Annotated in this window: 37 protein-coding genes; all 37 read left to right on the top strand. The window is 37.2% G+C overall.

Annotated features, from left to right (window positions below):
- Positions 1 to 5 precede the first annotated feature (5 nt).
- The 37 genes from ACFS6I_RS03360 to ACFS6I_RS03180 all read left to right on the top strand — a co-directional run bounded on the left by ACFS6I_RS03360 (position 6) and on the right by ACFS6I_RS03180 (position 24,886).
- Positions 6 to 1,856, top strand: a complete 1,851-nt coding sequence (locus ACFS6I_RS03360) for a RagB/SusD family nutrient uptake outer membrane protein (RefSeq protein WP_132771544.1) — start codon at positions 6 to 8, stop codon at positions 1,854 to 1,856.
- A gap of 160 nt (positions 1,857 to 2,016) precedes the next feature.
- Positions 2,017 to 3,285 carry a DUF2264 domain-containing protein gene (locus ACFS6I_RS03355; RefSeq protein ID WP_132771543.1) on the top strand — a complete coding sequence of 423 codons (1,269 nt, stop codon included), beginning with the start codon at positions 2,017 to 2,019 and terminating at the stop codon, positions 3,283 to 3,285.
- 24 nt (positions 3,286 to 3,309) lie between these two features.
- On the top strand, positions 3,310 to 4,584 hold the full coding sequence (locus ACFS6I_RS03350; RefSeq protein ID WP_380918183.1) for a glycoside hydrolase family 88 protein: 1,275 nt from the start codon (positions 3,310 to 3,312) through the stop codon (positions 4,582 to 4,584).
- A 373-nt stretch (positions 4,585 to 4,957) separates the two neighbouring features.
- The gene (rplC, locus tag ACFS6I_RS03345; RefSeq protein WP_132843571.1) at positions 4,958 to 5,575 is read left to right on the top strand and encodes a 50S ribosomal protein L3; all 618 of its coding nucleotides are present in this window, start codon (positions 4,958 to 4,960) and stop codon (positions 5,573 to 5,575) included.
- A gap of 3 nt (positions 5,576 to 5,578) precedes the next feature.
- Positions 5,579 to 6,208, top strand: a complete 630-nt coding sequence (gene rplD, locus ACFS6I_RS03340) for a 50S ribosomal protein L4 (RefSeq protein ID WP_021189656.1) — start codon at positions 5,579 to 5,581, stop codon at positions 6,206 to 6,208.
- 1 nt (position 6,209) lies between these two features.
- Positions 6,210 to 6,500 (top strand): 50S ribosomal protein L23, encoded by a 291-nt coding sequence (gene rplW / locus ACFS6I_RS03335; RefSeq protein WP_021189655.1) that lies wholly within the window; start codon positions 6,210 to 6,212, stop codon positions 6,498 to 6,500.
- 6 nt (positions 6,501 to 6,506) lie between these two features.
- Positions 6,507 to 7,334, top strand: a complete 828-nt coding sequence (gene rplB, locus ACFS6I_RS03330) for a 50S ribosomal protein L2 (RefSeq protein WP_021189654.1) — start codon at positions 6,507 to 6,509, stop codon at positions 7,332 to 7,334.
- Positions 7,334 to 7,600, top strand: a complete 267-nt coding sequence (gene rpsS / locus ACFS6I_RS03325; protein WP_021189653.1) for a 30S ribosomal protein S19 — start codon at positions 7,334 to 7,336, stop codon at positions 7,598 to 7,600. Before rplB ends, rpsS begins: the two co-directional genes overlap by 1 nt.
- Before the next feature lie 6 nt (positions 7,601 to 7,606).
- Complete coding sequence (rplV, locus tag ACFS6I_RS03320) at positions 7,607 to 8,041, top strand: 50S ribosomal protein L22 (protein WP_021189652.1); 435 nt, start codon at positions 7,607 to 7,609, stop codon at positions 8,039 to 8,041.
- Positions 8,042 to 8,052: 11 nt separating this feature from the next.
- Positions 8,053 to 8,844 (top strand): 30S ribosomal protein S3, encoded by a 792-nt coding sequence (gene rpsC, locus ACFS6I_RS03315; protein WP_021189651.1) that lies wholly within the window; start codon positions 8,053 to 8,055, stop codon positions 8,842 to 8,844.
- Positions 8,845 to 8,901: 57 nt separating this feature from the next.
- On the top strand, positions 8,902 to 9,324 hold the full coding sequence (rplP, locus tag ACFS6I_RS03310; protein WP_021189650.1) for a 50S ribosomal protein L16: 423 nt from the start codon (positions 8,902 to 8,904) through the stop codon (positions 9,322 to 9,324).
- Positions 9,325 to 9,416: 92 nt separating this feature from the next.
- Positions 9,417 to 9,635: a 50S ribosomal protein L29 gene (gene rpmC / locus ACFS6I_RS03305; RefSeq protein ID WP_021189649.1), complete on the top strand. Its 219-nt coding sequence runs from the start codon at positions 9,417 to 9,419 to the stop codon at positions 9,633 to 9,635.
- Positions 9,636 to 9,647: 12 nt separating this feature from the next.
- Positions 9,648 to 9,902, top strand: coding sequence for a 30S ribosomal protein S17 (gene rpsQ / locus ACFS6I_RS03300; protein ID WP_021189648.1), 255 nt, complete (start codon positions 9,648 to 9,650; stop codon positions 9,900 to 9,902).
- A 1-nt stretch (position 9,903) separates the two neighbouring features.
- Entirely contained in the window at positions 9,904 to 10,272 is a 369-nt protein-coding gene (gene rplN / locus ACFS6I_RS03295) for a 50S ribosomal protein L14 (protein ID WP_021189647.1), read from the top strand.
- Positions 10,273 to 10,274: 2 nt separating this feature from the next.
- Positions 10,275 to 10,622, top strand: coding sequence for a 50S ribosomal protein L24 (gene rplX, locus ACFS6I_RS03290; RefSeq protein ID WP_132771540.1), 348 nt, complete (start codon positions 10,275 to 10,277; stop codon positions 10,620 to 10,622).
- Positions 10,622 to 11,191, top strand: a complete 570-nt coding sequence (gene rplE, locus ACFS6I_RS03285; protein ID WP_132771539.1) for a 50S ribosomal protein L5 — start codon at positions 10,622 to 10,624, stop codon at positions 11,189 to 11,191. Before rplX ends, rplE begins: the two co-directional genes overlap by 1 nt.
- A complete protein-coding gene (gene rpsN, locus ACFS6I_RS03280; protein ID WP_021190937.1) occupies positions 11,184 to 11,453 on the top strand; it encodes a 30S ribosomal protein S14 in 270 nt (89 codons plus the stop codon). The genes rplE and rpsN overlap by 8 nt, the downstream gene beginning before the upstream one ends.
- Before the next feature lie 137 nt (positions 11,454 to 11,590).
- Positions 11,591 to 11,989: a 30S ribosomal protein S8 gene (rpsH, locus tag ACFS6I_RS03275; RefSeq protein WP_132771538.1), complete on the top strand. Its 399-nt coding sequence runs from the start codon at positions 11,591 to 11,593 to the stop codon at positions 11,987 to 11,989.
- A 20-nt stretch (positions 11,990 to 12,009) separates the two neighbouring features.
- Entirely contained in the window at positions 12,010 to 12,564 is a 555-nt protein-coding gene (gene rplF / locus ACFS6I_RS03270) for a 50S ribosomal protein L6 (protein WP_021190939.1), read from the top strand.
- Positions 12,565 to 12,569: 5 nt separating this feature from the next.
- Positions 12,570 to 12,923, top strand: coding sequence for a 50S ribosomal protein L18 (rplR, locus tag ACFS6I_RS03265; protein ID WP_021190940.1), 354 nt, complete (start codon positions 12,570 to 12,572; stop codon positions 12,921 to 12,923).
- A gap of 11 nt (positions 12,924 to 12,934) precedes the next feature.
- Complete coding sequence (gene rpsE / locus ACFS6I_RS03260) at positions 12,935 to 13,453, top strand: 30S ribosomal protein S5 (protein ID WP_132771537.1); 519 nt, start codon at positions 12,935 to 12,937, stop codon at positions 13,451 to 13,453.
- A gap of 5 nt (positions 13,454 to 13,458) precedes the next feature.
- The gene (rpmD, locus tag ACFS6I_RS03255) at positions 13,459 to 13,638 is read left to right on the top strand and encodes a 50S ribosomal protein L30 (RefSeq protein ID WP_021190941.1); all 180 of its coding nucleotides are present in this window, start codon (positions 13,459 to 13,461) and stop codon (positions 13,636 to 13,638) included.
- 114 nt (positions 13,639 to 13,752) lie between these two features.
- The gene (gene rplO, locus ACFS6I_RS03250) at positions 13,753 to 14,199 is read left to right on the top strand and encodes a 50S ribosomal protein L15 (RefSeq protein WP_132771536.1); all 447 of its coding nucleotides are present in this window, start codon (positions 13,753 to 13,755) and stop codon (positions 14,197 to 14,199) included.
- A 3-nt stretch (positions 14,200 to 14,202) separates the two neighbouring features.
- Positions 14,203 to 15,540, top strand: coding sequence for a preprotein translocase subunit SecY (gene secY, locus ACFS6I_RS03245; RefSeq protein WP_038695510.1), 1,338 nt, complete (start codon positions 14,203 to 14,205; stop codon positions 15,538 to 15,540).
- 9 nt (positions 15,541 to 15,549) lie between these two features.
- Positions 15,550 to 16,332, top strand: a complete 783-nt coding sequence (gene map / locus ACFS6I_RS03240) for a type I methionyl aminopeptidase (RefSeq protein WP_132771535.1) — start codon at positions 15,550 to 15,552, stop codon at positions 16,330 to 16,332.
- A gap of 74 nt (positions 16,333 to 16,406) precedes the next feature.
- On the top strand, positions 16,407 to 16,625 hold the full coding sequence (infA, locus tag ACFS6I_RS03235) for a translation initiation factor IF-1 (RefSeq protein ID WP_002997456.1): 219 nt from the start codon (positions 16,407 to 16,409) through the stop codon (positions 16,623 to 16,625).
- 45 nt (positions 16,626 to 16,670) lie between these two features.
- Positions 16,671 to 16,787 (top strand): 50S ribosomal protein L36, encoded by a 117-nt coding sequence (gene rpmJ / locus ACFS6I_RS03230; RefSeq protein ID WP_038702005.1) that lies wholly within the window; start codon positions 16,671 to 16,673, stop codon positions 16,785 to 16,787.
- Positions 16,788 to 16,814: 27 nt separating this feature from the next.
- Entirely contained in the window at positions 16,815 to 17,192 is a 378-nt protein-coding gene (gene rpsM, locus ACFS6I_RS03225; RefSeq protein WP_132771534.1) for a 30S ribosomal protein S13, read from the top strand.
- A gap of 10 nt (positions 17,193 to 17,202) precedes the next feature.
- The gene (rpsK, locus tag ACFS6I_RS03220) at positions 17,203 to 17,592 is read left to right on the top strand and encodes a 30S ribosomal protein S11 (RefSeq protein WP_021190946.1); all 390 of its coding nucleotides are present in this window, start codon (positions 17,203 to 17,205) and stop codon (positions 17,590 to 17,592) included.
- Between the two features lie 58 nt (positions 17,593 to 17,650).
- The gene (gene rpsD / locus ACFS6I_RS03215; RefSeq protein WP_021190947.1) at positions 17,651 to 18,259 is read left to right on the top strand and encodes a 30S ribosomal protein S4; all 609 of its coding nucleotides are present in this window, start codon (positions 17,651 to 17,653) and stop codon (positions 18,257 to 18,259) included.
- A gap of 91 nt (positions 18,260 to 18,350) precedes the next feature.
- Positions 18,351 to 19,343, top strand: coding sequence for a DNA-directed RNA polymerase subunit alpha (locus tag ACFS6I_RS03210; protein ID WP_108159147.1), 993 nt, complete (start codon positions 18,351 to 18,353; stop codon positions 19,341 to 19,343).
- A 71-nt stretch (positions 19,344 to 19,414) separates the two neighbouring features.
- Complete coding sequence (gene rplQ, locus ACFS6I_RS03205) at positions 19,415 to 19,912, top strand: 50S ribosomal protein L17 (protein WP_380918171.1); 498 nt, start codon at positions 19,415 to 19,417, stop codon at positions 19,910 to 19,912.
- 139 nt (positions 19,913 to 20,051) lie between these two features.
- Positions 20,052 to 21,185, top strand: coding sequence for an aspartate aminotransferase family protein (locus ACFS6I_RS03200; RefSeq protein ID WP_380918169.1), 1,134 nt, complete (start codon positions 20,052 to 20,054; stop codon positions 21,183 to 21,185).
- A gap of 21 nt (positions 21,186 to 21,206) precedes the next feature.
- Positions 21,207 to 22,178 (top strand): acetylornithine carbamoyltransferase, encoded by a 972-nt coding sequence (locus ACFS6I_RS03195; protein WP_380918167.1) that lies wholly within the window; start codon positions 21,207 to 21,209, stop codon positions 22,176 to 22,178.
- 39 nt (positions 22,179 to 22,217) lie between these two features.
- Positions 22,218 to 23,015, top strand: a complete 798-nt coding sequence (argB, locus tag ACFS6I_RS03190) for an acetylglutamate kinase (protein WP_132771797.1) — start codon at positions 22,218 to 22,220, stop codon at positions 23,013 to 23,015.
- Between the two features lie 10 nt (positions 23,016 to 23,025).
- Positions 23,026 to 23,829 carry a pyrroline-5-carboxylate reductase gene (gene proC / locus ACFS6I_RS03185; RefSeq protein ID WP_380918165.1) on the top strand — a complete coding sequence of 268 codons (804 nt, stop codon included), beginning with the start codon at positions 23,026 to 23,028 and terminating at the stop codon, positions 23,827 to 23,829.
- Positions 23,822 to 24,886: a M20 family metallo-hydrolase gene (locus ACFS6I_RS03180; protein ID WP_380918163.1), complete on the top strand. Its 1,065-nt coding sequence runs from the start codon at positions 23,822 to 23,824 to the stop codon at positions 24,884 to 24,886. The genes proC and ACFS6I_RS03180 overlap by 8 nt, the downstream gene beginning before the upstream one ends.
- The last annotated feature ends 105 nt before the right edge of the window (positions 24,887 to 24,991 follow it).

Genomic DNA, 24,991 nt, shown 5'->3' with positions numbered 1-24,991 from the left:
GATACATGAAGAAGATACTAAATATCGAAAAACAAAGATTGTCTGCATACTGTAAACAATATAATAAATATATGTGGCGTATATCTGCGCTTGCAATTTTACTGGGAACTATGGGGTCTTGTAAAAAAGATCTATTGGATATTAGTTCGAATACCCAAGTTCCAGAGGATAAAATGTGGACAACGGACAACTATACTGATCTTGGTGTAAACGGTGTGTATCAAGCATTACGTTTTGGATATGCAACTGGTGGCACAAATAATCGGGAGCTCTATCAGTATGACCGTTTATCCAACACGTTGATTCCAAGAGGTGGAGATCCTCTATTAAATGCCTCCACGAATACTTCAAATTCACTTTTTGCGGATGTTTGGAGAGAACTATATGAGAGTGTTCACCGCGCGAATGATGCTATCTATGGATTAACAAATATTTCGCCATCGGCCCCTGAGAAGAAAGCGCGTTTGCTTGCGGAGGTTAAATTCCTAAGAGCATTCTATTATTATCGGTTGAATCAGTTGTATAGAGGGGTGCCATTATATGATACACCGATTAACTACAATGAAGCAACCAAACCCAGAAATACAGAAAAGGAAGTTTGGGATTTTATCTTGAAAGATCTGACGGAATCTATCGCTGAGACGAATTTACCAGCAAAGTTGCCCGCAGGAAGTAAAGATTTTGGTCGTATTACGAGATCAGCAGCATACGCACTACGAGGTAAAGTTTATATGTATCTACAAGATTGGGATAAAGCAATCGCAGATTTTCAGTCAGTTAAAGATGCCGGACACCAGTTGTTCCCAGATTATAAGACATTATTTACTGCCGCCAATGAAAAGTCAGATGAGATGATTTTCTCAATTCAGAATATCGCTTTGGACAACTTTGGATCGACAACACAATTCAGTTTCGGAAGCCGCTCCGCTTTTGGCTCCAATTGGAATACCTACATGGTCAGTCCGGATTTTGTAGATTTATACGAGAACAAAGATGGTAGCAAATTTAGTTGGGATGACGTAATCCCTGGTTATAATGCGATGGCACCTGACAAAAGAGAGATATACTTTATCCGTAATAATGTACAACAGGTAGCTGAAGCAAATAAAAAGCCGTCCAAATACACTGACCTTATTGACCCGAAACGAGGATTGGATTTTAAACTTTATTTGCCTAATGGCAATGAGGAAAGATTAAAAAAGGCCTACGACAATCGTGATCCACGCTTAAGTGCAAATGTAATTCTCCCTTATTCAACTTTTGTTGGGACAAATCTCGGAGCTGATCAGACATTTACATCGAGATGGCCACATATTGAAGAATTTAATAATGTGTTTGATCTGCGCACTGACGATCAACCGAGATTTTTTTATATCCCGCGTAAATTTGTGTACGAAGGTGGAAAACCATCTATTCCGAGTCGTGTAGCTGGTGATATAGATTATCCAGTGATCCGTTATGCAGATGTGCTGTTATTGTGGGCAGAGGCACTTAATGAAAAAGGACAGGAAGCAGCAGCGGTGGCCAAAGTAAATGAAGTACGAACGCGGGCCGGGGTAGGACTTTTAAATAGTTCGGCTGTTACCACGGTTAAAGATAAAGCAGATCTTACTAGTCGTATCCGTAATGAACGTAGAAGAGAGCTGTTTGGGGAAGGGGTTATTTACTTTGACGAATTGCGGTGGAAATCCCTCAAAGATCAGGTTTTTAGCGGTAATGCGGGGAACAAACAACCATGGGGCGGAATCGTAGATAGGTATACCTATTTGGGAGACCAACTACTGGTATGGCCTATCCCAGAGTTAGAAAGGCAACGAAATCCTAGTCTAACACAGAATACAGGCTGGAATAATTAATGGAAATAAATTCATTCTGTAAAGAAACTGTTATCAATCGCTTGTGTAATCGTTTGCTAGAGCGATTGATTCTTTTTAGTTTGTTTTTCTATATTAAAATAAAGATTTTTAGTGTTTTATGTGAGCTTGTTGAGCATACATTATTTATAAACCATTATCGATGAAGAGAAGATCTGTATTAAAATTGTTAGGCGGTGCTGGCGTTGGTGCATTGACGGCATCGTTGCCAATGGGGGCGAAGGCAAGTGTTTTATCTGATGAAGGCATAAGTTATGCAGGGAATGACCGTGCTTATTGGGTTTCAATACTAAGCAAGATGGCTACACCTATATTGGATAATATCAGTAAACAGCAATGGCGCAAAAAGATGCCGATGGAGGTAAGTCCTACTTTTGACAGTAGAGATCCGGGCGTTGGATACCTCGAGGCTTTCGGTCGACTGCTGGCAGGTATGGCCCCTTGGCTGGCTTTACCTGATGACAGCTCCGAAGAAGGAAAGCTACGTAAAAAATTACGTGATCAGGCCTTATTGGGGATTCAATATGGTGTAGATCCTCAATCCCCGGATTATTTTACATGGCGAGGTCCTTCATCGCAAACACTGGTAGATGCAGCACATCTCGCCCTTGCGTTTCTAAGGGCACCCAAGGTACTGTGGGAACCATTGGATCAGGTAACAAAGAAAAGGGTTGTCGAAGAATTTAAACTACTACGTAAAATTAAACCTAATGAAAGTAATTGGTTGCTTTTTGCGGCCATGACTGAGACGTTTTTACATTATACCGGTGAGGAGTGCGCACGAGAAAAAATAGATTATGCTGTAAATAAATTTGATACAGAATGGTATGTGGGCGATGGGTGGTATAGTGATGGTGCTCACTTTAGTTTCGATCATTACAATGGTTACGTTATTCACAATATGCAGGTTGAAGCACTGCGCCATAATATAAACGTAGATAAGAAATACAAAGAAATGTTTGATCGTGCTTATAAAAGGATGCAACGATATGCACATCACTTGGAACGCATGATTTCCCCAGAAGGTTATTATATGGTAGTTGGTCGCTCTTCAACATATAAGAATGCTGCTTTTCAACCCTTGGCTGCAGTGGCTCTTGAAAATAGGCTGCCAGAGGATATTTCTAAGGGTCAGGTGCGAGCTGCCTTAACTGCAATACTGAGACATATTTATATTGATAAGACTTTTTCACCTTCTGGATGGCTTAGTATGGGAGTAGTTGGTGACCAGCAGCAGAATTTGGCAGATTACTATACGAATGCTGGCTCTATGTATGTAGCTTCTTTATCCTTCCTTCCTCTGGGATTGCCGGCTAATGATGAATTTTGGACTTGTAGTCCAGAAAAGTGGACTTCGCAAAAGTGCTGGAATGCGGAACAGTTTCCGAAAGATTATTATGTAAATTATTAAAAACTCAAAAAAATAACGTTTTAAATGAACATTCGAAATTATTTAATCCTATTTGGAATAGTAGGATTTGCTCTTCAAGGGGTTTCGTGCCAGACTAAAAGAGGGCTTGCCAAGAATAAGTTAAACCTTGATTCAGCTTTTGTGAATGAAAATCTGGAAGATGCAAAAAAACAAATTAGTTACCTCGCTGCTTCTGTTAAAGAAGCCGATATTCCTACGACTTTCCAAAATGGTAAATATGTGAATTGGGGGTCTAGTTGGTGGTGTTCTGGTTTTTATCCAGGTACTGTATTGTATCTTTACGAATATTCGAATGATACGAAATTGTTAGATGAGGCTAAACGAAAGTTGAAATATTTAGAAAAAGAAAAGAATAATAAAGGTACGCATGACCTGGGTTTTATGCTTTACTGCAGTTTTGGAAATGCATTAAGATTGACAAATGATTCTAGTGCTTATAAGAATGTGCTGAGTACAGGTGCTGCTTCTTTGGCTACACGTTATAAGGATGCGACAAAAACTATTCGATCATGGGATGGTGGTAAGAATTGGGATGGGCAATCTTGGACTTATCCGGTTATTATAGATAATATGATGAATTTAGAGTTTTTAATTGAGGTATCCAAGATGACAGGTAATTCAAGTTATGCTGACATCGCAATTAAACATGCGGATGCAACAATGATCAATCATTATAGAAAAGACTATAGTTCTTATCATGTTGTTGATTATAACAGTAAGGATGGAAGTATAATCTCGAAGAAGACTGCACAAGGTGCTTTTGATGAATCAGCTTGGTCTAGAGGCCAGGCCTGGGGTTTGTATGGATATACCATGATGTTTAGAGAAACTAAGGATCAAAAATATCTACGACAGGCACGAAATATTGCAAATTTTTATTTGAATCACCCAAATTTGCCCCAAGATTTAATTCCGTATTGGGACATGGATCAAAATAAATTAAGTGCTTCAAGTAAATATTACAAACAGAAAGATCTGCGTGATGTATCAACTGCTGCTGTAATGGCTTCTGCTTTATTGGAACTTGCTCAATATACTGATGGGGCTGAAAGTCAATTATATATTGTCAAAGCAGAACAAATGTTGCGGTCATTATCTTCTAAACCTTATAAGGCGGAGTATAAGGAAGCTGGTGGTTATATACTGAAACATAGTGTTGGATCTATTCCACATGAGACAGAAGTTGACGTTCCCTTGACTTATGCGGACTATTATTATATAGAAGCTTTAGTCCGATATAAACGACTATTGGATGGGCAGTCTGTTATCAAAATGTAGATTACCGTTAATTTAAATAGGCACATGAACTATCCGCAGCTTATATGCTATGGATAGTTTTTTTGAGTTTTTTAAGTTTGTATTGGTTGTATTTTATCTTATTATTTCCCATTAAGCTCTGATAATTTATCTTCTTATTATATACTATTGAATTGGGATGCTCACTTATGTTCTTGTTATTTCTCAATTTATTTTAATATCTCGATCAGTTAATTTTTTAAATATTCAATCTAGACAAAAAAATAAAAAAATAATGTGCTAATAATTTGGTAGTTAGAAATTTCTTCGTACTTTTGCAATCCCTTATTGGGGGAAATACGTCTTGAGCGAAGCCCTACTGCTTCGATGGACTTTTAATTAATTAATTTACAACATGTCAGGTATTATTGGAAAAAAAGTAGGAATGACAAGCCTGTTTGATGCAGAGGGAAAAAACATTCCGTGTACTGTTATTCAAGCTGGTCCGTGCGTGGTTACGCAGATACGTACGGAAGAGAAAGATGGCTACGCTGCTGTTCAACTTGGCTTCGATGAAGCTAAAGAAAAGAACACAACGAATTCTTTAAAAGGGCACTTTGCGAAAGCAAATACAACGCCTAAGCGTAAGCTGGTAGAGTTTAAAACTTTCCCAGATGCAAAACAACTTGGTGACGTAGTTGACGTTACACTATTTGAAGAAGGGGAGTATGTTGACGTAGTCGGTACTTCTAAAGGTAAAGGTTTTCAAGGTGTAATGAAACGTCATGGATTTGGTGGTGTAGGTGGTGCGACTCACGGTCAGCACAACAGATTACGTGCTCCAGGTTCAATTGGTGCGGCTTCTTGGCCTTCACGTGTATTTAAAGGTATGCGTATGGCGGGTCGTATGGGTGGTGACAGAATTAAAGTTCAAAACTTACAAGTTTTGAAAGTTTATGCTGATCAAAACCTAATCGTTGTTAGTGGTTCCATCCCAGGAGCTAAAGGTTCTTATGTAGTTGTAGACAAATAGGAAATGGAAGTTAAAGTTTTAAATTTATCAGGTAAAGAAACAGGTGCCAAGGTGCAACTTCCTGAGTCGGTATTTGGGTTAGAGCCTAACGATCATGCGATCTATTTGGACGTGAAACAATACTTAGCGAATCAACGCCAAGGAACTCACAAATCTAAACAACGTAATGAAATCGCGGGTTCAACTCGTAAATTACACAAACAAAAAGGTACTGGTGGTGCTCGTGCGGGTTCTATCAAATCTCCATTGTTTAATGGTGGTGGTCGTGTATTCGGTCCTCAACCACGTGATTACAGTTTCAAATTGAATAAAAAATTGAAACAAGTAGCACGTAAATCAGCGTTAAGCTACAAAGCAATTGATAACAATGTTGTAGTATTGGATGAAGTTAAATTTGACTCAATCAAAACTAAAAATTATGTTGCTTTTGTAAATGCTTTGAATGTAGCAGATGAGAAAACTTTATTGGTTTTATCAGCGCAAGATAATAACGTTTATTTATCAAGCAGAAACTTGAAAAAAGTAAAAGTAACAACTGTAGATCAATTAAATACATATGATGTATTAAATGCGGCTAAGTTATTATTTACTACAGGTTCGCTTAAAACTTTGGAGGAGGCATTAGCTAAGTAATATGGACATTATTAAAAAACCTATCTTAACTGAGAAAGCTTCATTTTTAACGGAAAAATTAAACCGTTATGCTTTCAAAGTAGATCACAGAGCTAACAAAATTCAGATCAAAACAGCTATTGAGGCTATGTTTGGTGTTACTGTTCTTGCGGTTAATACTGCAGTAGTAGCAGGTAAAGCAAAAAGCCGTTACACAAAAGCGGGTTTCGTATCTGGTAGAGCTCCTAAGTATAAAAAAGCTGTCATTACAATTAAAGATGGCGAAACTATTGACTTTTACAGTACTATATAATTAGAGATGGCAGTTAAAAGATTCAAACCGGTAACCCCTGGTACTCGTTTCAGAGTAGGCGCTGACTATTCTGACGTAACAACTAATGTTCCTGAAAAATCATTAGTAGTTGGAAGCAACAAAAGATCGGGCGGTCGTAATAAATCCGGTAAAATGACTATGCGTTACATCGGTGGGGGACACAAGAAAGTATACCGATTAATAGATTTCAAACGCGATAAAAAAGATATCCCTGCAACAGTAGCTACAATTGAGTACGATCCAAACCGTACAGCACGTATTGCATTATTGCATTATGCTGATGGTGAGAAACGTTACATCATCGCTCCAGCTGGTTTAAAAGTTGGAATGACTGTAGTAGCAGGTGAAAAAGTTGCCCCAGAAGTAGGTAATACTATTCCATTAGCAAATATTCCATTGGGTTCTATCATCCATAACATTGAATTGAACCCTGGTCAAGGTGGTTCAATCGCTCGTTCGGCTGGTACTTATGCGCAATTGTCTGCTCGTGATGGTAAATACGCTATTATTAAATTACCTTCAAGTGAAACACGTATGATCTTATTGACTTGCGTGGCTACAATCGGTTCGGTATCTAATCACGATAGAAGAATTGAAGTGTTAGGTAAGGCTGGTCGTAACCGTTGGTTAGGACGTCGTCCAAGAGTTCGTGGTGTAGCTATGAACCCTGTCGATCACCCTATGGGTGGTGGTGAGGGTCGTACCTCAGGAGGTCAGCCTCGTTCACGCACAGGTGTTTTAGCTAAAGGCTTCAAAACACGCGACAAGAAGAAAACATCGAATCGTTACATCATTGAGAGAAGGAAAAAATAATGGCTCGTTCAATTAAAAAAGGTCCTTATATCGATCACAACTTAGAAGGAAAAGTTCTTTCTATGAATGAAACTAACAAAAAGTCAGTTATCAAAACATGGTCTCGCAGATCAATGATTTCTCCTGATTTTGTTGGTCATACCTTTGCAGTGCACAACGGGAATAAATTTATCCCTGTTTATGTAACGGAAAACATGGTAGGTCACAAATTAGGCGAATTCGCTCCTACGCGTACATTCAGAGGCCACGCAGAAAAGAAAAAATAATAGGTAATGGAAGCAACAAAAAAACTTAAAAAGTCTGTTTTAATAAAACAGCGCAAAGAGCAAGAGAAAGCTCAAATAGGAGGAGCTTCTACTGCCAAATTATTAAATTGCCCTACTTCACCTCGTAAGATGCGTTTAGTAGTGGACTTAATTCGTGGCGAGAAAGTAGAGAATGCTTTATATATTTTGAAGCATACAAGCAAGGAAGCAGCAATCCGTGTAGAGAAATTATTATTATCTGCAATTAAAAACTGGGAAGCTAAAAACGAAGGTAAATCAGTTGAAGATAGTCAATTATACGTTAAAGAAGTATCAGTAGCAGGTGGTCGTCAATTGAAAAGATTACGTCCAGCTCCTCAAGGTCGCGGTTACAGAATTCGTAAACGTTCAAACCATGTTACTTTGATCGTTGACAGTAAATCTAACGTTGAACAAAACTAATTTATTGAGAAATGGGACAAAAAGCAAATCCAATAGGTAGCAGATTAGGAATCATCAGAGGTTGGGATTCTAATTGGTTCGGAGGAAAAAACTATGCCGATAAATTAGTAGAAGACGAAAAGATTAGAAAATATCTTTCTGTTCGTATAGCAAAAGGTGGTGTAGCAAAAGTTGTTATTGAAAGAACTTTAAAACGTATCACAGTAACTATTCATACAGCAAGACCTGGTATCGTTATCGGTAAAGGTGGTCAGGAAGTTGATAAGATTAAAGAAGAGTTAAAGAAAATCACTAAGAAAGATGTTCAAATTAACATTTTCGAGATCAAACGTCCTGAGTTAGATGCAAAATTAGTAGCTGAAGGTATCGCTAAGCAATTAGAGGCTCGTATTTCATTCCGTCGTGCAATGAAAACTACAATTGCTTCGACAATGCGTATGGGTGCTGAAGGTATCAAAGTAATGTGTTCTGGTCGTTTAGGTGGTGCTGAAATGGCACGTTCTGAGCAGTACAAAGAAGGAAGAACTCCTTTACATACATTACGTGCTGATATCGACTATGCATTAGCTGAAGCATTAACTACTTACGGTAAAATCGGTATCAAAGTTTGGATCTGTAAAGGTGAGGTTTACGGTAAACGTGACTTATCTCCAAACATTGGTCAAGCTTCTGGTGTGAAAACGCGTGGTGGAAACGAAGGTGGTGCTGATCGCCGTGACAACCGTAAAGGTGGTCGTGGTGGTGATCGTCGTGGTGGAAACAACAATCGTGGTGGAAACAACCGTGGTGCAAAAAGAGATTAATTAATAATAAGATTTTAATATATCCCGTCTCTGGCGGGATTAAAATAGATAACGAACATGTTACAGCCAAAAAGAACAAAGTTCAGAAAGATGCAGAAAGGACGTATGAAAGGTAACGCTTCTCGTGGAGCAGAGTTAGCTTTCGGTTCATTCGGTATCAAATCATTGGAGGAAGCATGGATCACAAGCCGTCAAATCGAGGCAGCTCGTATTGCAGTGACACGTTACATGAAACGTGAAGGTCAAGTTTGGATCCGTATCTTCCCTGATAAACCTGTTACTAAAAAACCTGCAGAGGTACGTATGGGTAAAGGTAAGGGAGCTCCAGAATACTGGGTTGCCGTAGTCCGCCCAGGCCGTATGTTATTTGAAGCAGAAGGAGTATCTTTAGAAATTGCTAAAGAAGCTTTACGCCTTGCTGCTCAGAAACTTCCGGTTCAAACTAAGTTTGTTATACGTAGAGATTACGTAGAAGCATAAATCGTTGGTAATATCATTTTTTTAGCCTTAGGACCGTTACTCCTAAGGCTATATATAAACTAATGATAACCCAATATAACAACTGAAATAAAATGAAAAATTCAGAAATTTTAGAATTATCAACAGAGGATCTAGCTGCTCGTTTAGTACAAGAGAAAGCTGCCCTTAGCAAATTGAAATTTGCACATGCTGTTTCTGCAATTGAGAACCCTAATGTAATCAAAACGGCTCGTAGAGAAATCGCTCGTCTTAGTACGGAGTTGACTGCTCGTAAAGCTGCAGCTAAAAAAGAAACAGCCTCTGAGGCATAAATTAAAGTCGAAATGGAAAGACAATTAAGAAAAACAAGAATCGGCTTAGTAGTTAGCAATAAAATGGAGAAATCTATCGTAGTAAAGGTTGAGCGTAAAGTGAAACACCCTATCTATGGTAAATTCGTTAAAAAAACTACTAAATTTACTGCTCATGACGAAACTAATACCTGTGGTATCGGCGATACGGTATTAATTATGGAAACTCGTCCGCTGAGTAAGACTAAGAATTGGAGATTAGTAGAAATATTAGAAAGAGCTAAATAACATGGTACAACAGGAATCAAGACTAAATGTTGCTGATAACAGCGGAGCTAAAGAAGTTTTAGTAATCCGTGTGTTAGGTGGCACAGGTAAGCGTTATGCTTCGATAGGTGATAAAATTGTTGTTACCATCAAAAGCGCTTTACCTTCAGGAAACGTAAAAAAAGGTACTGTTTCTAAAGCTGTAGTTGTTAGAACTAAAAAAGAAATTCGTCGTAAAGATGGTTCTTATATTCGTTTTGATGACAATGCTGCAGTATTATTAAATAATAATGATGAACCACGTGGTACACGTATCTTTGGCCCAGTTGCTAGAGAATTACGTGAGAAACAGTTCATGAAAATTGTATCACTAGCACCGGAGGTTTTATAATTATGGCATACAAAAAAACAACAACAACTACACACAAAATCAAGATCAAAAAAGGTGATTTAGTGAAAGTTATCGCTGGTAACTCTAAAGGTGTTCAAGGAAAAGTATTGCAAGTTTTAGTGGATGCTAATAGAGCTGTTGTAGAAGGCGCTAATATCATCAAAAAACACACTAAACCAAGTGCGGCTAATCCTAATGGTGGTATTATTGAAAAAGAAGCAGCTATCCATATTTCTAACTTAGCTTTCATTGATCCTAAAACAGGAGCTCCTACACGCGTAGGTCGTAAAGTTAACGAAGATGGTAAAATTGTTCGTGTAGCAAAAAAATCAGGGGAGGAAATTAAATAATGACTTACGTACCAAGATTAAAAGTGAAATATGCGGAGGAAATCCGTACTGCACTTAAAGAAAAATTCCAGTATAAAAGTGTTATGCAGGTTCCTAAGCTTGAGAAAATCGTTGTTTCACAAGGTGTAGGTGCTGCTACTTCAGATAAGAAATTAATTGATAATGCTCTTTCAGAGTTAACATTAATTACTGGTCAACAAGCTGTTGCAACTAAATCGAAAAAAGATATCTCAAACTTTAAATTACGTAAAGGTATGCCTGTTGGTGCACGTGTTACTTTGCGTGATAACAACATGTATGAGTTCTTAGATCGTTTAATCGCTGTATCACTTCCACGTATTCGTGACTTCCGTGGTATCAATGATAAAGGTTTCGACGGTAGAGGTAACTACAACTTAGGTATTACTGAGCAAATCATTTTCCCTGAGATCAACATTGATAAAATCAACAAAATTCAAGGTATGGACATCACTTTCGTGACTAGCGCAGGAAACGATGTTGAGGCTTTAGAATTGTTGAAACAATTCGGTTTACCATTTAAAAATCAAAATACTAATAACAATGGCTAAGGAAGGATTAAAAGCTCGCGAAGTAAAACGCGCTAAATTAGTAGCTAAATTTGCTGACAAACGTGCTGCGTTAAAAGCTGCTGGTGATTATGCTGCATTAGATAAATTACCTAAGAATGCTTCTCCAGTTCGTTTACACAACCGTTGTAAATTAACAGGACGTCCTAAAGGATATATGCGTCAATTCGGTATCTCTCGTGTTACATTCCGTGAGATGGCGTTAGACGGTAAGATCCCGGGGGTTAAAAAAGCTTCTTGGTAATATCAAAAAAATAAGTAATTTTGCCCCAGCAAATCTTATATAAGATTTGCTAGGGTTTTTTACGTTAAAATTTATTAATCGATAAAAGGTCTGTCCCAAAGGTTGGGAAGGAAACCGTTGTCACAATTTTATATATAATGAATACAGATCCAATAGCGGATTACCTTACACGAGTAAGGAATGCCATTAAGGCCAACCACAGGGTTGTTGAAATTCCTGCATCGAACCTTAAAAAAGAAATTACTAAAGTTCTTTTTGATAAAGGTTACATTGCTAATTACAAATTTGAAGAGACTGGAGTTCAAGGCACAATCAAAATCGCTTTGAAATACAATCCTATTAGCAAGATCTCGGCTATTCGTACGTTGACACGTGTGAGTAAACCTGGTTTAAGAAAGTATGCAAGTGTTGAGACTATGCCTCGTGTTTTGAATGGTTTGGGTATCGCTGTTTTGTCAACTTCTAAAGGAGTTATGACAGACAAAGAAGCTCGCTTACAAAATGTTGGCGGTGAAGTTTTATGTTACGTTTATTAATCTAGGAAAATCACAAAGAAATGTCAAGAATTGGAAAAGCGCCTATCGCTATACCTGCTGGTGTAACGGTGACTGTATCTGACAAGAATTTAGTTACGGTAAAGGGCCCTAAAGGTGAATTAACACAACAAGTTGATCGTGACATTACAGTTGCTCAAGAAGATGGTAACATCGTTGTAACTCGTGCTACAGATCAAAAAAGACACAAAGCATTACACGGATTATACCGCTCTCTATTGAGCAACATGGTTGTCGGTGTAACTGAAGGATACAAAACTACTCAAGAATTAGTCGGTGTGGGTTACCGTGCAGCATGTACTGGTAATGTATTAGAGTTAACTTTAGGTTTCTCTCACCAGATTGTATTTATGTTGCCAAAGGAAATTACAGCAACAACTACTGCAGATAAAGGTAAAAATCCTACTATCACTTTAGAATCTATCGACAAACAATTAATCGGTCAAATTGCAGCGAAAATCCGCGGTTTCCGTAAACCAGAGCCATACAAAGGTAAAGGTATTAAGTTTGTAGGTGAAGTATTAAGAAGAAAAGCAGGTAAATCAGCTAAAAAATAATAACCATGGCAGGACATAAAGCATCTCGTAGAGAGAGAATCAAAAAAGGAATCAGAAAACACCTGGCTGGATCAACAGAGCGTCCACGCTTGTCAGTTTTTAGAAGTAATAAAGGTATCTACGCTCAGATTATTGATGATGTTGCAGGAAAGACATTAGTGTCAGCTTCTAGCACTTCAAAAGATTTTGCTGCTTCAGGCAACAAAGTTGAGCAGTCAAAAGCAGTAGGTAAATTGGTTGCAGAAAAAGCAGTTGCAGCTGGAATTAGTAAAGTAGTTTTTGACCGTAATGGGTACTTATACCATGGCCGTATCAAATCTTTGGCTGAAGGTGCTCGCGAAGGCGGTTTAGACTTTTAATCATAGAAGAAATGGCATTAAGCAATATAAAAAGAGTAAAATCAAGCGAGATTGAATTAAAAGATCGCTTAGTAAGTATCCAACGTGTAGCTAAAGTTACTAAAGGTGGTCGTACTTTCAGTTTCTCTGCAATCGTGGTTGTAGGTGATGAAAACGGCATCGTTGGTTTCGGTTTAGGTAAAGCGAAAGAGGTTACTGAAGCAATTACGAAAGGAATTGATGACGCTAAGAAAAACTTAGTTAAAGTTCCTATTATCAAAGGTACTGTTCCTCACGCTCAATATGGTAAATATTCAGGTGGTTCAGTTTTGATTAAACCAGCAATCGCAGGTACAGGAGTTTTAGCAGGTGGTGCAATGCGTGCCGTATTAGAATCTGCAGGTATTAAAGACGTATTAGCAAAGTCATTAGGTTCATCTAACCCACACAACGTGGTAAAGGCAACTATTGACGCTTTAGCTAATATGCGTGATGCGTACACAGTAGCACAGCACCGCGGTGTCGATTTAAACAAAGTATTTAACGGTTAATTATCATGGCAAAAATTAAAATCACCCAGATAAAGAGCGTTATCGACAGAAGCGAGCGCCAAAAGAAAACTATTGAGGCATTAGGATTGAAAAGAATCAATCACTCAGTAGAAGTTGAAGCTACACCTGCTATCATTGGTATGGTGAGAAAAGTGAATCACTTAGTAGCTATCAGCACTATTTAATATTAGCATATGGAAAGGGCTTTAGGGTCTTTTCCATTACTTGCTATCAATCAATTTTTTAATAGTTAGGACCTGTTTAGTGAAAGCGAAGGCCTAACACAATTTAGTTTTAAAATGAACTTAAGTAATTTAAGACCTGCAAAAGGTTCCGTAAAAAATCGTAAACGTATTGGTCGTGGTACAGGTTCTGGTCGCGGTGGTACTTCTACACGTGGTCACAAAGGGGCTGGTTCTCGTTCAGGTCATAGTACAAAGATCGGTTTTGAAGGTGGTCAAATGCCTTTGCAACGTCGTGTGCCTAAATTTGGTTTCAAAAACTTAAACCGCGTAGAGTATAATGGTGTAAACTTAGATGCTTTGCAAGAATTAGTTGAGAAGCATAATTTGACTATTGTAACTTTAGAAGAATTAGTTGCTCATGGATTAGTAGCTAAGAAAGATAAAGTTAAGATCTTGGGTCGTGGTGAGTTGAAAGCAAAAGTTGAAGTTACAGCACATGCGTTCTCGGCTTCTGCTCAAGCAGCTATTGAAGCAGCAGGCGGTTCTATTGTTAAACTTTAATAAATGAAGAAACTAATCACAACCTTAACCAATATTTGGAAAATAGACGATTTACGTACACGTATTTTGAATACGTTGCTATTTCTTCTGATTTACCGTATTGGATGTCATATTGTATTACCTGGAGTTAATCCTCAAGCTTTGGCTTCTGGTCAAAAAGAAGGATTACTTGGGTTGCTAGATATGTTTGCAGGGGGGTCATTCTCTCGCTCAGCTATCTTTGCATTGGGTGTAATGCCTTATATCTCGGCATCCATTGTTGTTCAGTTACTGGGCATCGCGGTTCCTTATTTCCAAAAAATGCAGAAAGAGGGTGAAAGTGGTCGTACTAAAATGAATCAAATTACTCGCTATCTAACGTTAGCGATTACTTTGCTTCAAGCGTTTGCGTATGTTAGAACTCAAATTGAGCCTGCTGCGAAAACATTAGCAGATCCTATGTTCACTATTCTTACTGCAATAGTTTTGACAGCGGGTACTTTGTTTGTAATGTGGCTAGGAGAAAAGATTACTGATAAAGGTATTGGTAATGGTATTTCCTTGATCATTATGACTGGTATTATCGCACAATTGCCAAGTGGTATTACTGCGGAGTGGGTATCACGTATGAGTAAAGGTGGTGGTGGACCAATTCCATTATTATTGGAGTTTTTAGCTTTGTTCTTTGTAGTTGTATTTACAATTTTAATTGTACAAGGAGTCCGTAAGATTCCTGTTCAATATGCGAAGAAGATTGTTGGAAATAAACAAGTGGGTGGAGTAAGACAGTATATACCATTAAAGGTTAATGCTGCTGGTGTAATGCCAATCATTTTCGCGCAAGCGATTATGTTTGTGCCAATGAGTCTGGGTCAATTTTTCCCTAATCTTCAGTCTGATTTCTTAACATCGTTGAGTAACTATACATCTGTTGCTTATAATGTAACTTTTGCTGTTTTGATTATAGCATTTACATTTTTCTATACAGCAATTATGGTTAATCCTCAGCAGATGTCTGATGATATGAAGAAAAATGGTGGATTTGTTCCAGGTATCAAACCAGGTCTAGAAACAAGTAACTTTATTGATCGTGTGATTTCAAATATCACATTCCCGGGAGCAATTTTCCTTGCGATTATTGCTATATTACCTGCTATTGCAAGTTTATTCGGTATTAATAATCAATTTGCGCATTTCTACGGAGGTACGTCCTTATTGATTTTGGTAGGTGTTGTGTTGGATACTTTGCAACAAATTGAAAGCCACTTATTGATGCGTCACTATGACGGATTAATGAAAACTGGACGTATAAAAGGAAGAACTCCTGCGTCAGTTGAGGGTGTAGATCAGTCGGCAATTTAAATTCTTTAGATGTCTAAAGTATATTATAAATCAGAGGAAGAAATAGAGCAAGTGCGTTTGTCTGCAAATGTACTTTCGCAATTGCTTGGTGAAGTTGCTAAGGTTATTAAACCTGGCATCACCACCTTATCTCTTGATAAGTTAGCTTACGAGTTTATCCATGATAATGGTGGTACGCCTGCGTTCCTTAATTATCATGGATTTCCATACTCACTTTGTATTTCTGTTAACGATCAGATCGTTCATGGATTTCCAAGTGATTATATAATCAAAGATGGAGATCTTGTTTCTGTTGACGGTGGCGTAAATCTAAACGGTTTTATTAGTGATTCAGCTTACACTTTTGGTGTGGGTAATGTTACTGAAGAAGCGCAGCTGTTACTTGATGTAACAAAAGAATCTATGTACAAAGGCATAGAGCAAGCTGTAGCTGGAAAACGTGTTGGAGATATCGGTGCAGCTATACAGGAACATGTTTCTAAATATGGTTTTGGTATTGTACGAGAATTAGTTGGACATGGTGTCGGTTTTCATTTACATGAAAAACCTGAGGTGCCAAACTACGGTAAACGTGGTGCTGGTGCTAAGCTAGAGTCTGGCTTAGTTATTTGTATTGAACCAATGATCAACGCAGGAAAGGCAGGCGTGAAGTTTTGGGATGACGGATGGACAGTAAGTACTGTTGATGGTAAACTGTCGGCGCACTTCGAGCAAATGGTCGCTATTCGAAAAGGTGAACCCGATGTGCTGTTGACATTTGAACATGTAGAGAAAGTTTTAGGTGAAAAATAGTTGATTTTCAATTATTTTATATATCTTTGCACTCCTGTTTGCAGGCTATTTAACAAAATAATAATCAAGAATATATGGCTAAACAAGCCTCAATTGAACAAGATGGAATAATTAGAGAGGCACTTTCTAATGCTATGTTTAGGGTGGAATTGGAAAATGGGCATGAAATCATTGCTCATATTTCTGGTAAGATGCGTATGCACTATATCAAAATTTTGCCTGGGGATAAAGTTAAATTAGAAATGTCTCCTTATGATTTGACTAAAGGACGTATCACATACCGTTATAAATAACGGATTGGTAGTCTGATAGTGCAAGCTTTTGAAAATATTAAAATCATGAAAGTAAGAGCATCAATAAAAAAACGTAGCGCTGATTGTAAGATCATTCGTCGCAAAGGAAAAGTTTTTGTAATCAACAAAAAGAACCCTAAGTACAAACAACGTCAGGGTTAATTATTTAAAAATAATCGCTAAACATATATGGCAAGGATAGCAGGTATTGACTTACCTAAAAACAAAAGGGGTGTTATCGGCCTTACCTACATTTTTGGTATCGGTCGTACAACAGCAGAGCTTATCTTAGATAAGGCGGAAATCAGTCATGACATTAAAGTTCAAGATTGGAATGATGATCAGTTAGCAGCAATTCGTACTTTGATTTCTGATGAGATTAAAGTGGAAGGTGCTTTACGTTCTGAAATTCAATTAAACATTAAACGTTTAATGGATATCGGTTGTTACCGTGGATTACGTCACCGTAAGCATTTACCAGTTCGTGGTCAACGCACTAAAAACAACTCTCGTACTCGTAAGGGTAAACGTAAGACAGTTGCAAACAAGAAAAAGGCTACTAAATAAAAATTAAGAAATGGCTAAAACTAAAAAAGCTGCAAAAAAACGTATTGTTGTTATTGAGCCTGTTGGTCAAGCACACATCAATGCTACGTTTAATAATATCATTGTAACTTTGACTAATAATCAAGGTCAAACTATTTCTTGGTCAAGTGCTGGGAAAATGGGTTTTAGAGGGTCTAAAAAGAATACACCGTACGCGGCAGGACAAGCAGCAAATGACTGTGGAAAAGTTGCATACGATTTAGGTCTACGCAAAGTAGAAGTATTCGTAAAAGGACCTGGTGCTGGACGTGAGTCGGCTATCAGAACATTACAAACTGTTGGAATCGATGTGACTACTATCAAAGATATCACACCACTTCCTCACAACGGTTGTCGTCCTCCAAAACGTAGAAGAGTTTAATTAGGTTAAAGATAAGATTCATTAGCTAAAGGCTAATAGATACTTTAAGAGAAAAAAAATGGCTAGATATACAGGACCTAAGTCCAAAATTGCCCGTAAATTTAGAGAGCCGATTTTCGGCCCAGATAAAGCGTTAGAAAAAAAGAATTATCCTCCTGGACAACATGGAGCATCTAAACGCAGAGGTAAACAATCTGAATACGCTATTCAGTTGTTGGAAAAGCAAAAAGCAAAATACACTTACGGGGTGTTAGAGCGTCAATTCGCTAATTTGTTTGTTAAAGCTGCCTCAAAACAAGGTATTACAGGGGAGATCTTCTTGAAATTATTAGAAGCTCGTTTAGATAACACGGTTTACCGTTTAGGTATTGCCCCTACTCGTTCTGCTGCACGTCAGTTAGTATCGCACAAACACATTACTGTTAACGGAGAATTAGTTAACATTCCATCATATAGCTTACGTCCAGGTGATGTAATCGCTGTTCGTGAGCGTTCTCAAACTCTTGAAACAATCACTGATTCAGTTGCTGGTAGAATCATCAACAAATACTCATGGTTGGAGTGGAATGCAAAAGAACTTACAGGTACTTTCTTAAGTTTTCCTGAGAGATCTGACATTCCTGAGAATATCAAAGAGAACTTAATCGTAGAGTTATACTCTAAATAATAAATAAAGTAGCAATATGCATAGTCCATTATGGATTATGCATATTCTATTGTATTGCAAGTATTATTACAAAAACTTTAAAAAGAAATAAATGGCAATTTTAGCATTTCAAAGACCGGATAAAGTTATCATGCAAAAATCTACAGATTTTGATGGTACGTTCGAATTTCGTCCATTGGAGCCTGGTTTTGGTGTAACCATTGGTAATGCTTTGCGCCGTATTTTATTGTCCTCATTAGAAGGATATGCAATTACGTCGATAAGGTTTTCAGGCGTTTCGCACGAATTTTCAACTATCAAAGGTGTAGTTGAAGACGTTACGGAGATCATTTTGAATTTGAAACAAGTTCGTTTTCAAAAAACTGGTGATCAAGGTGATAGCGAAAAGATATTTGTAGTAATCAATGGTCAAGAGCAATTCTCAGCTGGTGATATCACAAAATTCTCAAACAACTTTACAGTATTAAATCCTGATTTGGTTATCTGTAACATGGATAGCTCGGTTACAATTGAAGTAGAATTGAGCGTAGCTAAAGGTCGTGGTTATGTAAATGCTGATGAGAATAAAGTCGTTGATGGTCCTGTAGGATTAATCGCGATTGATTCGATCTTTACTCCGATTAAGAATGTTAAATTTACCATTGAGAACTACCGCGTAGAACAAAAAACTGACTACGAGAAATTGTTGTTAGATATTTCTACAGATGGTTCGATTCATCCAGAAGAAGCTTTAAAAGAAGCTGCTAAAATCTTAATTCAACACTTTATCTTATTCTCTGATGAGAATATGCTTCTTGAGTCTCAGACTAAAGAGGAAACTAAAGTTGTTGATGAAGAAATTTTACATATGCGTAAAATTTTGAAAATGGAATTAGTTGACTTAGATCTATCAGTTCGCGCATTGAACTGTTTAAAAGCTGCTGATATTCGCTCACTATCTGAATTAGTTACTTATGACGTAGCAGATATGTTGAAATTCAGAAACTTCGGTAAAAAATCATTAAGCGAAATCCAAGAATTGGTTAAATCGAAAGGTTTATCATTTGGAATGAACTTGTCTAAATATAAGTTAGACGAAGATTAATATATTAATAAGCGGCTTGTATATAATTCCCTCTGTGAAGAGACGGTATATACATTAAAATTAAATTAAAAATGAGACACGGAAAAAAAGTAAATCACTTAGGTCGTACTGACAGCCATAGAAAGGCAATGTTAGCTAACATGGCAACGTCATTAGTAAAACATAAACGTATTACAACAACTTTAGCAAAAGCTAAAGCGTTACGTAAATATGTTGAGCCTTTGATTACTAAATCTAAAAACGATACGACTCACTCTCGTCGTACTGTTTTCGCTTACTTAAAAGATAAAGAGGCTGTTACTATCTTGTTCCGTGAAATTTCGGAAAAAGTAGCTAATCGTCCAGGTGGTTATACACGTATTATCAAAATGGAAAATCGTTTAGGTGATAATGCTGAAATGGCATTCATCGAATTGGTAGACTATAATGAAATTTACGGTGCTAAAGCTGCTACTGAGAAAAAAGCAACTCGTCGTCGTGGTACTTCTAAGAAGAAAGCTGATACAACTGAAGATGCTCCAGCTGAATCAGATGTTACTGCGTCTACAGAAGAAGAAAACAAAGACTAGTTCTTTAACTTTTTTAGATATAAAGCCTATCATGAAAATGATGGGCTTTTTTATTTTTAACGGATTTTTAGGAAGACTTAGCTATATTTGCAATGCATATCGGACTTATGTTTCTCATTTAATTATTTATTCATTATCAATGGACTTATTTAACGTTTATCCCATTAATCCAATCAATATTGTAAGAGCACAGGGCTCAACGGTGTGGGATGCCGAAGAAAATCCTTACTTGGATTTATATGGTGGTCATGCTGTGATTTCAATTGGTCATACGCATCCACATTATGTTCAACGTATCACAGAACAATTAAATCAAATTGGATTTTATTCGAATTCTGTGGAGATTCCTATTCAGCGTGAATTAGCTCGATTATTAGGTGAAGTTTCTGGGAAAGAGGATTATCATTTGTTTTTATGTAATTCAGGTGCAGAGGCAAATGAAAATGCATTAAAGTTGGCTTCTTTTTATAATTCAAGAAAAAAAGTGATTGCTTTTTCAAAAGCATTTCACGGTCGTACATCTTTGGCAGTAGCTTGTACTGATAATCCAAGTATAATTGCTCCTGTTAATGAGACTGATAACGTCATTTTCTTACCATTTAATGATGAAGAGGCTTTATCTACTGCTTTCAAAAATTATGGCGAGGAAATTTCATCGGTGATTATTGAAGGTATACAGGGTGTTGGTGGTATAAGGGAGGCGTCTGTTTCATTTCTTCGGCTAATACGTACACTCTGCGACCAGTATGCTTCTGTATTTATCGCTGATTCAGTACAATGTGGTTATGGCCGTTCTGGTTTGTTTTATTCTCATGATTATGCTGGGATAGAAGCTGATATTTATACTATGGCAAAAGGTATGGGTAATGGTTTTCCTATCGGTGCAATTAGCATCGCTCCAAAATTTGTTGCAACATACGGTATGCTTGGAACTACTTTTGGCGGAAATCATTTGGCTTGTGCAGCCGCTGTTGCTGTCTTAGAAGTTATTAAACAGGATAGTTTAATTCAAAATGCAGCTACTGTTGGATCTTATTTAATTGAAGAATTACGCAAATTTGATCAAATTTCTGAAGTAAGAGGAAGAGGACTGATGATAGGTATTGATTTACCTAGTGAATTAGCGCATGTAAGAAAAGATCTGTTGGAGAAGCATAGAATATTTACAGGTGAAGCAAAGCCTACTGTAATACGCTTATTGCCCGCATTAAATACAACAAAAGAAATGGCCGATCAATTTTTAACGGCTTTTACAGAAATTTTGGAAGGTTAGTTTTTTGAATAAGATAAATATATGAAAAAGTTTTTTTCAGTTAAAGATGTTGCTAGTGTTTCTGAAATAGTTAAAGAAGCAATGGAGTTGAAAGCTAATCCTAACACTTTGGAAAGTTTGGGCAAATACAAAACATTGGGTCTGGTATTTTTAAACCCAAGTTTGCGCACACGTTTAAGTACTCAAAAAGCAGCTATGAATTTAGGAATGAACGTCATGGTTATGAATATGGATAAAGATGGCTGGGCATTGGAGACTCAAGATGGTGTCGTAATGAACGGAACTACTGTTGAACATATTCGTGAGGCCGCAGCGGTAATGGGTGAGTATTGTGATATTTTGGGCTTACGTTCTTTTCCTAAATTGAAAAATAGGGATGAGGATTATTCTGAAGATTTATTTAATAAGTTTATCGAATATTGTGGTGTTCCTGTTGTGTCTTTGGAAAGTGCAACCCGCCATCCTTTACAGAGTTTAACTGATATTATAACAATAACTGAATATAAAGTCACAGAAAAACCAAAGGTTGTTTTAGCGTGGGCACCACATGTAAAAGCTTTGCCACAAGCGGTACCAAATTCTTTTTCAGAGTGGATGTGTCAAGCGCAGGTTGAAGGCCTAGTTGATTTCACTATAGCACATCCAGAGGGATATCAATTGTCTGAAGAGTTTACTGAGGGTGCAAAGATTTCAAATGATCTAGATCAGAGTCTCAAAAATGCAGATTTTGTTTATGTAAAGAATTGGTCTTCTTATGAAGAATATGGTGAAGTATATCCAGTTATTGAAAATTGGTTAATTGATAATGAGAAATTAGCGTTAACAAATAACGCAAAGGTTATGCATTGCTTACCAGTAAGACGTGATTTAGAATTATCCGCAGAGGTACTTGATGGGCCTAATTCTTTAGTCATTAAGGAAGCTGGTAATCGTGTATGGGCAGCACAGGTTGTTTTAAAACGTATGCTTGAAAGCTTAGAAAAAAATAAATAGGTCTGTAAATAAATTATTTTGGAAGATTTAGAGAGAAAGATGTCAAATAGTGGCCTTAATATTATAAAAATTGGTGGCAATATTATCGATGATGAAGTATTGTTAGACTCATTTTTGGAAAAATTTGCGGCTTTGCCTGGCAAGAAAATCTTAGTGCATGGAGGAGGAAAGATTGCGACACGTATTGCAACAGATTTGGGAATTGAAGCTAAGATGGTGGAAGGCAGAAGAATTACAGATGAAGCAATGTTGCGGGTCGTTACAATGGTGTACGCGGGTTTAACTAATAAAAATATTGTTGCGAAGCTTCAAGTTTTACAATGTGATGCTATTGGTTTAAGTGGTGCAGATGGAGGTACAATTAAAGCAATAAAGCGACCTGTTAAAGATATTGATTACGGCTTTGTCGGAGATATTTTGCACGATTCTGTCAATACTGCTTCTATTAAGAAATTTTTGGAAGCGGGATTTGTTCCTGTATTTTCTGCAATAACTCATAATGGTTTAGGACAACTTTTAAATACCAATGCAGATACGATCGCATCAGCTTTAGCTGTTGGGCTGTCATCATTATATGATACATCTCTGGTATATTGTTTTGAAAAAAATGGTGTACTTAAAGATATCAATGATGAACAGTCTGTAATTAATTCAATCCGTGCCGACGAATTTTTACAGTTAAAGGAAGACGGTGTTATTCATGATGGAATGGTACCAAAATTACAAAATGCATTCGATGCTATACAAAAAGGTGTTCGGAATGTGTATATTGGTCATGCCAATAATTTGCACTTATTCCAACAGGGCCAATTTGGCACTTGTTTGACCTTAAAATAGAACTTTACTCATGAAAAGAATTACCATTATCGGAACAGGCAATATTGGTTTGTCTCTTGCAAAAGGATTAGTAAAAAATCAGTTTTGTAATGCAGATCAAATCACTTTAACAAGACGTAATATTAAAGCCTTAAATCAAGAAAGGCAAGATGGTTTTGTTGTTACAGATAGTAATGTCGAAGCAGTTAGAGATGCCGATATTATTGTCTTTGCAATTTTACCACAACAATTACGAAAAGTTTTGGAAGAAATAGCTCCGATAGTTCAAGGTTCTAATCAGGTTTTTGTATCTGTTGTATCTGGGGTAAGTTGCGTTGATATAAAAGAAGTGCTTGGAGTAAATGCATTGGTCGTAAGGGCAATGCCAAATACAGCAATTGCAATTGGTCAATCGATGACATGTATTGCAACTGATAATGCACCTTCAGATATTGTGAAGGATGTAGAAGTTATGTTCGAAACGGTGGGCGCAGTTGTGGTTATTAACGAAGATTTAATGACTTCTGCTACTGCATTATGTGCTTGTGGTATTGCTTTTTTCTTGAGAGCTATACGAGCAGCTTCACAGGGGGGAGTAGAAATTGGTTTTCATGCGCATGATGCTCTTAAAATGGCTGTTCAGACAGCGAAAGGTGCCGCAGATTTATTATTGCAAACTCAATCACATCCTGAAAGTGAAATTGATAAGGTGACTTCGCCTAAGGGGTGTACTATTGCAGGGCTTAATGAAATGGAACACCATGGTTTCAGTTCCGCATTTATTAAAGGAATAAAATTGTCTGCGCAAAAAGCTGGAGGCCTCTACAATGAATAATCGAGTTCAGTTATTTGAAGAAAGTTTAGCCTTATTAACGTCTTTAATACGTACCCCTTCTTTTAGTAGAGAGGAAGGAGAAACTGCAACGATAATAGCACAATTCTTTACTGCGAAAGGAATTGTTCCCTATAGAAAAGCAAATAATATTTGGGTTTATAATAAATGGTATAGTACCGATAAGCCTACAATACTGTTGAACTCACATCATGACACGGTAAAACCAAATACTGGTTATACAAGAGATCCATTTTCTCCAGATATAGTAGATGGAAAACTTTATGGATTAGGAAGTAATGATGCAGGTGGATGTTTGGTTTCTTTGATTGCAACTTTTCTACATTTTTATGAAGACAAAGATTTAAAATATAATTTTTGTTTAGCAGCTACTGCTGAAGAGGAAATCTCCGGTAAATGTGGAATTGAATCAATTGTTTCAGATTTAGGAGCTTTAGATTTTGCAATAGTAGGAGAACCAACTTTAATGGATTTAGCGATTGCAGAAAAGGGCCTAATGGTATTAGATTGCACTGCTCATGGCATATCAGGCCATGCTGCACGAGATGAGGGAGAAAATGCTTTATATAAGGCATTAGCAGATATCGAATGGTTTAGATCCTACCAGTTTGAGCGTGAATCAAATAAATTAGGACCCATTAAAATGTCCGTGACGATGATTCAGTGTGGTGTTCAACATAATGTTGTTCCCGCAACTTGCGATTATGTTGTCGATGTTAGAACAACAGATGCATACAGTAATGAAGAAACATTAGAAATAATAAAACTACATGTACAGTCTGATGTCCATGCTCGTTCAACACGTTTAAATTCATCTTCTATTCCAGAAGATCATCCTCTTGTTTTGTCAGGTGTTAGTGTTGGAAAAAAGACTTATGGCTCTCCTACAATGAGTGATCAAGCATTGTTGCGGATACCTTCTGTGAAGTTAGGACCGGGCTTCTCCGGACGATCGCATATGGCCGATGAGTATATTTTCTTGGATGAAATAAGGAAAGGCATTGACGATTATATTAATATTTTAGAAAAAATCGTATAAACAAAAAAGCACAAAATTTATTTTGTGCTTTTTTGTTTATCCTGTCCCGTCCTGAAATAAGTTGACATCTAACTCAGCTTATTATGAAAAAAGAACTAAAGAACA

It is taken from the genome of Sphingobacterium anhuiense (genome assembly GCF_042686355.1).
In the GTDB taxonomy this organism is placed as follows: domain Bacteria; phylum Bacteroidota; class Bacteroidia; order Sphingobacteriales; family Sphingobacteriaceae; genus Sphingobacterium; species Sphingobacterium anhuiense.
This window is presented reverse-complemented; position numbering and strand designations above follow the sequence as displayed.